Source organism: Streptomyces sp. NPDC059853, assembly GCF_042731495.1.
Classification (GTDB): domain Bacteria; phylum Actinomycetota; class Actinomycetes; order Streptomycetales; family Streptomycetaceae; genus Streptomyces.
Genome location: NZ_JBHWJL010000200.1, coordinates 1 through 9,735, shown reverse-complemented (window position 1 = coordinate 9,735; position 9,735 = coordinate 1). Strand labels below are relative to the sequence as shown.

At 74.5% G+C, this 9,735-nt stretch carries 10 protein-coding genes; 8 read left to right on the top strand and 2 right to left on the bottom strand.

What is annotated here, in order from left to right:
* Both ACFV5N_RS19525 and nudC read left to right on the top strand, forming a co-directional pair.
* Positions 1-1,877: PD-(D/E)XK nuclease family protein (locus ACFV5N_RS19525; RefSeq protein ID WP_385601272.1), on the top strand; the 1,877-nt coding region annotated here is incomplete at its 5' end.
* Positions 1,878-1,886: 9 nt separating this feature from the next.
* Positions 1,887-2,813: an NAD(+) diphosphatase gene (gene nudC / locus ACFV5N_RS19520; RefSeq protein ID WP_385601270.1), complete on the top strand. Its 927-nt coding sequence runs from the start codon at positions 1,887-1,889 to the stop codon at positions 2,811-2,813.
* Positions 2,814-2,816: 3 nt separating this feature from the next.
* Here the strand turns inward: nudC and ACFV5N_RS19515 are convergent, their stop codons facing one another.
* The gene (locus ACFV5N_RS19515; RefSeq protein ID WP_385601267.1) at positions 2,817-3,080 is read right to left on the bottom strand and encodes a mycoredoxin; all 264 of its coding nucleotides are present in this window, start codon (positions 3,078-3,080) and stop codon (positions 2,817-2,819) included.
* Between the two features lie 157 nt (positions 3,081-3,237).
* Between ACFV5N_RS19515 and ACFV5N_RS19510 the strand changes: the two genes are divergently transcribed.
* The 4 genes from ACFV5N_RS19510 to ACFV5N_RS19495 all read left to right on the top strand — a co-directional run bounded on the left by ACFV5N_RS19510 (position 3,238) and on the right by ACFV5N_RS19495 (position 6,827).
* A complete protein-coding gene (locus tag ACFV5N_RS19510) occupies positions 3,238-5,514 on the top strand; it encodes an ATP-dependent DNA helicase UvrD2 (protein WP_385601264.1) in 2,277 nt (758 codons plus the stop codon).
* A 163-nt stretch (positions 5,515-5,677) separates the two neighbouring features.
* Entirely contained in the window at positions 5,678-6,043 is a 366-nt protein-coding gene (locus ACFV5N_RS19505) for a hypothetical protein (RefSeq protein ID WP_385601261.1), read from the top strand.
* Positions 6,044-6,141: 98 nt separating this feature from the next.
* A complete protein-coding gene (locus ACFV5N_RS19500) occupies positions 6,142-6,498 on the top strand; it encodes a WhiB family transcriptional regulator (protein WP_385601259.1) in 357 nt (118 codons plus the stop codon).
* A complete protein-coding gene (locus tag ACFV5N_RS19495; protein ID WP_385601256.1) occupies positions 6,495-6,827 on the top strand; it encodes a hypothetical protein in 333 nt (110 codons plus the stop codon). Before ACFV5N_RS19500 ends, ACFV5N_RS19495 begins: the two co-directional genes overlap by 4 nt.
* Before the next feature lie 75 nt (positions 6,828-6,902).
* Here ACFV5N_RS19495 and ACFV5N_RS19490 read toward each other — a convergent pair whose 3' ends face one another.
* Positions 6,903-8,075, bottom strand: a complete 1,173-nt coding sequence (locus ACFV5N_RS19490; RefSeq protein WP_385601253.1) for a TOMM precursor leader peptide-binding protein — start codon at positions 8,073-8,075, stop codon at positions 6,903-6,905.
* 194 nt (positions 8,076-8,269) lie between these two features.
* Here ACFV5N_RS19490 and ACFV5N_RS19485 point away from each other — a divergent pair, with 194 nt between their 5' ends.
* Complete coding sequence (locus ACFV5N_RS19485) at positions 8,270-8,848, top strand: M48 family metallopeptidase (protein WP_385601250.1); 579 nt, start codon at positions 8,270-8,272, stop codon at positions 8,846-8,848.
* Between the two features lie 85 nt (positions 8,849-8,933).
* The coding region (locus ACFV5N_RS19480; protein WP_385601248.1) for a TerD family protein at positions 8,934-9,735 on the top strand (802 nt) is incomplete at its 3' end.

The window sequence follows — 9,735 nt, the reverse complement described above, 5'->3', positions numbered from 1 at the left end:
CCCGCGATCTCGCCCTGCTCGGGCGCCGGGCCCGGCACCTGGTGCGCCGCACCGCCCCCGGCGAGGACGCCACCGACCGGCTCGCCGCCGCCGTCGAGGGCACCGACCCCGCCGAGACCACCTCGCTCGCCGACGCGCTGGACACCTTCATCGGCGAGGACCGGGACGACGCGGACGGGCTGCCGTTCTCCGCCGAGGCCCGGGTGCGGTTCGCGCACCTCGCCGCCGAGATCCGCGACCTGCGCCGCTCGCTCGCCGACCCGCTCATGGACGTCCTGCACCGGGTGCTGGCCGTCACCGGTCTTGAGGTGGAACTCTCCGCCTCCCCGCAGGCCCTGGCCGCCCGCCGCCGCGAGACCCTCACCGCCTTCCTCGACCTGGCCGCCGCATTCGCCGCCGGCCGCACCGGGGTGGCCGTGGACGGCGAACGGCTCGGCGGCTCGCTCACCGCCTTCCTGGCGTTCCTGCGCGCCGCCGCCCAGTACGACAAGGGCCTGGACGGCTCGCTGCCCGGTGGTGAGAACACCGTCAAGGTGCTCACCGCGCACAAGGCCAAGGGCCTGGAGTGGGACGTCGTCGCCGTCCCCGGGCTCTGCGCCGGACAGGGCGGCTTCCCCTCTCCGCAGGCCCGCGACTCCTGGCTCAAGCACCCGCGCGCCCTGCCCCACCCGCTGCGCGGGGACGCCGCCACGCTGCCCGCGATCAGCGGCTGGACGGCCGCCGCGTACAAGGAGTACGCCGGACTGCTGGCCGGCCACCTGCTGCACGAGGAGCTGCGCCTGGGGTACGTGGCCTTCACCCGGCCGCGCCGCCTGCTGCTGGGCTCCGGGCACTGGTGGGGGCCGAGCCAGAAGAAGAAACGCGGCCCCTCCGCGTTCCTGGAGGCGCTGCGCGCGCACTGCGAGGCCGACCCGGCGCACGGCGAGGTGGAGCACTGGGCGGACGCCCCGGACGACGAGGAGGAGAACCCGGCCCTCGCCGAGCCCACCGAGGAGCGCGCCTGGCCGCTGCCGCTGGAGCCGGTCGCCCTGGAGCGCCGCCGCGCCGCCGCCGACCGGGTGCTCGACCTGCTCCGCGAGGGGTTCCGCGAACCGGCGGACGCGGCGGGGGACGCCGCGCCGGCCGCCCCCGCGGGCCCGCCGCCGCAGCTGACCGCCGAGGAGCGGCGCACGGTGGAGTCCTGGGACCGGGACCTGGACGCCCTGGCCGGCGAGCTGCGCCGGGCCAGGGAGGGCGTGCGGGAGGTGCCGCTTCCGGTGTCACTGTCCGCGACCCAGGTGCAGCGCCTGGCCTCCGACCCGGAGGGCTTCGCGCGCGAGCTGGCCCGGCCGATGCCGCGCCCGCCGCAGCCCGCCGCCCGCCGGGGCACCCGCTTCCACGCCTGGGTGGAGTCGCGGTTCGAGGAGCTGCCGCTGCCGATGCTCGGCCCGGACGAACTGCCGGGCGGTGGCGCGGACGGGGACGGGGAGGAGATCGCGGACGAGGGGGAGCTGGCGGCGCTGAAGGAGGCGTTCGGCAGGACCGCGTACGCCCGCCGCACCCCGTACCGGATCGAGGCGCCGTTCCAGCTGCGGCTGGCGGGCCGGGTGATCCGGGGCCGCATCGACGCGGTCTACCGCACCGACGACGAGCGCGGGGAGCGCTACGAGATCATCGACTGGAAGACCGCCCGCCGCCAGGACGCCGACCCGCTCCAGCTGGCGATCTACCGGCTGGCGTGGGCGGAGCGGCGCGGTCTGCCGCTCAGCCGGGTGACGGCGGCCTTCCTGTACGTCCGCAGCGGGGAGGTCGTCCGGCCCAGTGTGCTGCCCGGGCGGGCCGGTCTGGAGCGGCTGCTGCTGGGGGAGGAGTCCTGGGAGCCGAACGACCCCGGTTAGGCTTCCCGTATGGCTAGCACCTCGGACAACGGCGTCCAGCCGATCGCGCTCACGGGCAACGGCGGCATCGACCGGGGCGGCGAGCACCGTCTCGACGAGGCGTGGCTGGGGGCGGCCTGGAGCCACCCCACCACCAGGGTGTTCGTGGTGTCCGGTGGCCAGGCGCTGATCGAGGAGACCGAGGACGGCCGCACCGAGCTGGTGATGATGCCGTCGTTCGACGCCCCGTTCACCGAGGCGCACCGCTACTTCCTGGGGACGGACGAGGACGGGGTGCGGTATTTCGCGCTCCAGAAGGACGCGCTCCCGGGGCGCATGGACGACGCCGCGCGCCCGGCGGGGCTGCGGGAGGCCGCGCCGCTGCTGTCCGAGCGGGACAACGAGCTGCTGGTGCACGCGGTGGCGCTGGAGAACTGGCAGCGCTCGCACCGGTTCTGCTCGCGGTGCGGGGAGCGGACGGTCATCGCGGCGGCCGGGCACATCCGGCGCTGCCCGGCCTGCGGCGCCGAGCACTACCCGCGTACCGACCCGGCGGTGATCATGCTGGTCACGGACGCCGAGGACCGGGCGCTGCTCGGGCGGCAGCTGCACTGGCCCGAGGGCCGCTACTCGACGCTGGCCGGGTTCGTGGAGCCGGGGGAGTCGGTGGAGCGGGCGGTGATCCGCGAGGTCGCCGAGGAGGCCGGGATCGTGGTGGGCGAGGTGGAGTACGTCGCCAGCCAGCCGTGGCCGTTCCCCTCCAGCCTGATGCTGGGCTTCGTGGCGCGGGCGGTGACCTCGGCCGTGAAGGCGGACGGCGAGGAGATCGAGGAGGCCCGCTGGTTCTCCCGGGACGAGCTGCGGGCCGCCATGGAGGCCGGGGAGGTCCTGCCTCCGTCCGGCGTCTCCATCGCGGCCCGGCTGATCGAGATGTGGTACGGGGAACCGCTGGGCTGACCGTCAGGCGGTCGCCGGGGCGAGCGCCTGCTTGACCTGGGCGAGGGACGGGTTGGTCATGGTGACCTCGGCCCCGCCCGTCGGGGCGACGACGACCGTGGGGACGGTCTGGTTGCCGTTGTTGGCCTTCTCCACCAGGGTGGCGGCCTCCGGGTTCTCCTCGATGTTGATCTCCGTGTAGGCGATCCCCTCGCGGTCCAGCTGGCTCTTCAGCCGGCGGCAGTAACCGCACCAGGTGGTGCTGTACATCGTCACGGTGCCCAGCATCGTCTGCGCTCCTTGGTCGTGTTCGGACGGTTCGGCGATCCCATCATCGCTGAAGGGGGAACACCGGCGGCGGGGTGAGTAATCCCGGATGTCCGGTGCGACGGTATGACCGGGGCTGTGGACAAGTCGGCCGCATCCCGGCGCCGGACCTGGCAGCATGACGGGCGTGACAGCAGCAACCCCACCCCCAGGCTCCCCCGGTTCCTTCGGGCTCCCCGGCTTCCCGGCCGTGCCGGACTCCGCCGACGCGGTGCTCGACGGGCTCGACCCCGAGCAGCGCGCCGTGGCCACCACCCTGCACGGCCCGGTGTGCGTGCTGGCGGGCGCGGGCACCGGCAAGACGCGGGCGATCACCCACCGCATCGCCTACGGGGTGCGCGCCGGGGTCTTCCAGCCGAGCACGGTGCTGGCCGTCACCTTCACCCACCGGGCGGCCGGCGAGATGCGCGGCCGGCTGCGCGGCCTGGGCGCGGGCGGGGTCCAGGCCAGGACGTTCCACTCCGCCGCGCTGCGCCAGCTCCAGTACTTCTGGCCCCGGGCGGTGGGCGGCGAGGTGCCCCGGCTGCTGGACCGCAAGGTCAAGCTGGTCTCGGAGGCGGCCGGCCGCTGCCGGATCTCGCTGAACGGGCACGAACTGCGGGATGTCACGAGCGAGATCGAATGGGCGAAGGTGACCCAGACCACGCCGGACGACTATCCGGCGGCGATCGCCAAGGCGGGCCGCGACGCCCCGCGCGACCCGGCCCAGACGAGCCGGATCTACGCCACCTACGAACAGCTCAAGCAGGACCGGGGCGCCATCGACTTCGAGGATGTGCTGCTGCTCACCGTCGGCATCCTCCAGGACCGGCCCGACATCGCCGAGACCGTGCGCCGGCAGTACCAGCACTTCGTCGTGGACGAGTACCAGGACGTCAGCCCGCTCCAGCAGCGGCTGCTCGAACTGTGGCTGGGGGACCGGGAGAGCCTGTGCGTGGTCGGCGACGCCAGCCAGACCATCTACTCCTTCACCGGCGCCACCCCGGACCACCTGCTGAACTTCCGCGCCCGGCACCCGGACGCCACCGTGGTGAAGCTGGTGCGGGACTACCGCTCCAGCCCGCAGGTGGTGCAACTCGCCAACGGGCTGCTCGACCAGGCGAAGGGGCGGGCCGCCGAATCCCGGCTCCAGCTGATCTCGCAGCGCCCCGCCGGGCCCGAGCCGGAGTTCCGCGAGCACCCGGACGAGCCGGCCGAGGCCGCCGCCACCGCCCGCCGGATCCAGCAGCTCATGGCCCCCGTGGAGCAGGGCGGGGGCGGGGTGCCCGCCAGTGAGATCGCCGTGCTCTACCGGGCCAACTCGCAGTCCGAGAGCTACGAGGCGGCGCTGGCCGAGGCGGGGGTGCCGTACCAGCTCAAGGGGGCGGAGCGGTTCTTCGAGCGGGCCGAGATCCGGCAGGCCGCCCTCGCGCTGCGCGGCGCGGCGCGGGCCGGCAGCGGCAACGACCGGGCGCTGGCGGGCGCCGAAGGGCTGGCCGCCGAGGTGGGCGCGGTGCTGGCGACCACCGGCTGGACGCCGCAGCCGCCGGCCGGCTCCGGCGCGGCCCGCGACCGGTGGGAGTCGCTGGCCGCCCTGGTGCGGCTGGCCGAGGACCTGGGGCGGGCCCGGCCCGGCGCCGACCTGGCGGCCTTCGTCGCCGAGCTGGACGAACGGGCCAACGCCCAGCACGCGCCGACCGTGGAGGGGGTGACCCTCACCTCTCTGCACACCGCCAAGGGCCTGGAGTGGGACGCGGTGTTCCTGGTCGGGCTGACCGACGGGATGCTGCCGATCACCCACGCCAAGACCCCCGAGCAGGTCGAGGAGGAACGGCGCCTGCTGTACGTGGGCGTGACCCGGGCCCGGGAGCATCTGACGCTGTCGTGGTCGCTGGCGCGCGCCCCCGGCGGGCGGGCGTCCCGGCGGCCCAGCCGCTTCCTGGAGGGGCTGCGGCCGGGCTCGGGCGCCGCGGGCACCCGCCGGGCGGGTGCGGCGGGCGGTGTCGAGGGCGGCGGCTCCCGGCGGCGCCGGGCGCGCGGGCCGGTGCCGTGCCGGGTCTGCGGCCGGACGCTGACCGAGGCCGCCGAGATCAAGCTGCGGCGCTGTGTGGACTGCCCCTCCACCATGGACGAGGGCCTGTACGAGCGGCTGCGGGAGTGGCGCCTTGAGCAGGCGAAGGCGCTGGGGCGCCCGGCGTACGCGGTGTTCACCGACGTCACCCTGATGGCGATCGCCGAATCGGAGCCCGCGAGCCAGGCCGAGTTGTCGCGGATCTCGGGTGTCGGCGCGCACAAGCTCGCCCAGTTCGGCGCCGACGTGCTGGCTCTGTGCGCAGGTCAGGAGCTTCCCGACCGCGCGGAGGGGTCATCCGGCGGTACCGGGGATCACCCCGACGGGGAAACCTCGGAAAAATAGTTTGCGCGGCCCGCGGCCATCCGCATAGCGTGCTGCACACGGCGCCGGGGGAGGCTTTCGCTTCCGGACGAGCCGTGCTGTACTGAGTTGTACTGATTCCGTATACCTCGGTCCGGATCATTCCGGTCCACCGAGGACGAGACTCCTGAAGGAGGCGATTCCAGTGGCGAGCATCACTCTGACGAAACTGTCCGGGCTGTCCGGCCGCGGCGTCGTCTCCACCTGCCTGCCCGGCAGCTCCCGGCTGTCCTTCGCCACCGGTGTCTTCGGTGCCGAGGCCGCAGGTGAGGTGCGCACGGAGCGCGTTGAGCGCATCGAGCGCGCGGAGCGACCGACCCAGGCGTCCGCGGTAGCGGCAGCACCGGCAGCGGCACAGGCAGCGGATGCCTATGTCGCCGTCGTGGCAGCAGCAGCCAAGGGCGCCGGTGCGGCGGCAGTGGCAGCGAATCAGCTGTTCGGACAGCAGAAGAGCCAGCTTCACACGATGTGGGCCCTCCGCGGGCTCAAACCCTGGATGCATCCAGCCTGATCGGCTCAGATCAGGTCGGCACCTTCCAGGGCCGCGGAATCCCATCGGGATCCGCGGCCCTTCTGTTTTGCCCACGACAACAGAAAAGAACCGAGGACATGACCGTGCCCATCGCGCCGACCACCCGACCTGACCTGAACTCACCACCCGATCCGGAGACTTCTGTGACCCCGCTGTACAGCCTCAACGAACTCGACGAGGCCATCGAGCGACTCGACGCCACCGTGCCGTGCCGTTCCTACGACCCCGAGGTGTTCTTCGCCGAGTCCCCCGAGGACGTCGAATACGCCAAGTCCCTGTGCGGCACCTGTCCGCTGCGCGAGGCCTGTCTGGCCGGCGCCAAGGAGCGGCGCGAGCCGTGGGGCGTATGGGGCGGCGAACTGTTCGTCCAGGGCGTGGTCGTGCCCAGGAAGCGGCCCCGTGGCCGCCCGCGCAAGAATCCGGTCGCGGCATGAACACCCCGGGCACCATCGGACGTCCGGCCGCCCACGGCCCCCAGCGGATCGACGGGATCCGCGCACTGACCACGAGAACCACAGATCCGGCCGCCGTCGACGCGTGCCGGGACCAGAACAGGATCACTGAGTTGCATCTCATCCCAGAAGCGCTGGCGCGCTCCCATATGAGTGAACGCGCCCGCGAAGCGGAGTCTCAACGCATGTCACGCCAACTGGCCCTCGCGGACCGCCTGCACCGCAGGTCCCGCCGCCTCCAGGCACGGGCCGAACGCGCCTCCCACCGGGCCCGCCGGGCCCTGGCCCAGGCGGTCATGCAGCACCGATGACCACAGCCCATCCCTTCCGACCCCGAAGCCCCCGCCCCCGGCGGGGGCTTCCGCGTGTCCGGCTGCCGCCCCGCCTCATCCCGAGGGCACCGGCGTCCCGGGTGGCCGGCGGGGGCGGTCTCCTTCCGCGGGGCCGGGACGGGGATCGTCGGCGGCACCGTCCGGCCGTGGTGGGGCCGCGGCGCCACCGGTGTGCGCCCCGCAGGGGCACTCGGGGTGCGGTGGGTGGGTCGTGGTGAGGACGTCCAGGCCGGGGAGGGAGATTTCCAGCCGGGTGCTCGGTGCGGGCGGAGCCGTCCCGTCCAGGAAGGAGAGGGCCGTGGCCGCTGTCAGTCCGGCGACCGTCTGGGCCAGGGCCGCGTCGCAGGACGGCGCGGCACGGGCGGGGGCGTTGCGCCACTGCGCCACCAGCAGCGGCCAGCCCGGCTCGTGCCCGGCCCGGGTGCGCAGCAGACACTCCGCGCAGGCCGTGCGTCCGGGGCCGACCAGCGGACCGACGAAGCCGGTCGCCTCCACCACCCCCGCGTACAGGTGCGGGGTGCCCGCCGCCAGCAGGGGTTCGGCCGGTACCGGGTCGGGCGCGTAGGCGGTGATGCCGTCCCGGGGCGCGAGCACCACCAGATGGGGGCCGCCCGGCCGTTCTCTCGGTGGCGGCGGCCCCTTGTCGTGGGCCCAGGGGACCGCCGCCCGTACCGCGTCGGCCGCCGCCGCGGCCCGGCGCTGTCCGCGCCGGCCGGCCGGCACCCCGCCGGGTGTGGTGTCGGCCGGCGCCACCCGGCCGCCGTCGACGACCTCCACCCGGCCCACGCCCGCCTGGGCCAGCGTGACCGCCACCGCCGCTCCCACCCGTCCGGCACCGCGCACCCGCACCCAGGCCCGGCGCCGCTCCAGCAGCCGCCGCAGCCCCCGGCCCGGTTCGCGGTGCACCAGGGAGAGGGAGGCGAGGTCGGGCTGTGCTGCCTCGCCGATCCGGGCCGTCGCCGCGCGGTCGGCGTCCGCGTCGTCGAGCACGCCGAGGTCGGTCAGCCGGTGCGCGATCCGGTCGGCGGCCGACCGGCCGAGGCCGAGGGCCGCCGCCGCGTCGCGCAGCGCGGGCAGCCCCCGGGTGCCGTCCAGCAGGGCCAGAAAGCTCTGCGTCGCCGTGTCCACCGGGCCGAGCAGCACCGCGTGCGCGGGGGTCACTCCGAAGCGCAGGGTGTGCCCGTCCCGCCAGCCGCGGCGCAGGGCCGGCTTGATCATCGGACGCATGGTGATCAGCTCCTCGGGTGCTGTGCATGTCGCGTGCGGTTCGTTACTCAGAGTGCCCGATCACCCTGTGTCATCGCGGAAAGTTATCCACAATCGGGGGATATGGTCCGATGAACTGCACGGTTCAACGCCGCGTGCCCGCTCCGGGGCTGTCAGGGGGGACATATCCCGCTGTCAGCGGGTAACGTCGAAGGGTGAGCGCCGATCCGCTGAACAGCAGCGCCGGCCCGCCGCGGTACAGCCCGTCGGCGGACCGGGCGGTCGAGGTGCGCCGATCCACCCGCCGCCGGCGTACGGTCTCCGCCTACCGCGAGCGCGACCGCACCGTCGTCCTCATCCCCGCCCGGATGTCGGCGGACGAGGAGCGCCGGTGGGTCTCCGTCATGCTGGAGAAGCTGGCGGCCCAGGAGGACCGCCGGATGCTCGACGACGCCGCGCTCGGGCGCCGCGCCGCCGAGCTGTCCGCCCGCTATCTGCGCGGCCGGGCCCGCCCGGACACGGTCCGCTGGGTCACCAACCAGAACTCCCGCTGGGGCTCGTGCACCCCCGCCATGGGCAGCATCCGGCTCTCGCACCGTCTCCAGGGCATGCCCGAGTACGTCATCGACTACGTGCTCCTGCACGAGCTGGCCCATCTGCTGGTGCCCGGCCACGGCGAGGGGTTCTGGCGGTTGCTGGACGCCTACCCGCGCACCGAGCGGGCGCGCGGTTTCCTGGAGGGCGTGGTGGCGGCCGAGCGGCTGCCGTACATCCCCTGCGGCTCCCCCGACTGACGCTGACCTGCCCTCCTGTCGGCGTCAGCGACTAGGCTGACCGGCGGAGTTGGTTCACTTCCGGACGGGGGACGGTCGGTCACGCATGGTCAGGCATTTCCAACGCGGCCAGAAGGCCAGGCTCGGCGATCTCACGCTGGGGACGGATCTGTACGTCGGTGTCAGCATCTCCGGTCCCGGGATGACCTTCGACATCAGCTGCTTCGGCCTCGACGCGGACGAACGCCTCTCCGACGACCGGTACTTCATCTTCTACAACCAGCAGGCGTCACCGGAGGGAGCCCTCCAGCTGCTGGGCCCGCAGGCCGGGGACACCGAGTCGTTCCGCGTCACCCTGGACCGGGTGCCGCAGGCCGTCGACCGGCTCTCCTTCACCGCCACCATCGACGGTGACGGCACCATGGCCCAGGCCGCGCCCGGCTATCTCCGCATCGTCGCGGGGGGCGAGGAGGTGGCCAGGTACGCGTTCGACGGTTCGGAGTTCAGTACCGAACGCGCCGTGATGCTGGGCGACTTCTACCGCAAGGACGGCTGGCGGTTCGCCGCCGTCGGCCAGGGGTTCGACGGCGGCCTCGAAGCCCTGCTGACCCACTTCGGCGGCGAGGTCGCCGAGGAGGAGGCGCCTCCGGCTCCCGAGCCGGCCGCCGCCCCCGCCCCGGCACCCGTCGTGCCCGGCTTCGCCCCGCCGCCCGGCCCCGGACCCGCTTCCGGGCCGCCCGCCGCGCCGCCGCCCGCGCCGCTGGCCCAGCCCGCGCCCGCTCCCGTGGTCCAGCCCGCACCCGCACCGGTGGCGGCCCCGGCGCCCGCACCCGCGCCGGTCGCGCCGCCCCCGCCCGCACCCGTACCCGCGCCCGTGCCCGCGCCCGTCGGGCCACCCGCGCCCGTAC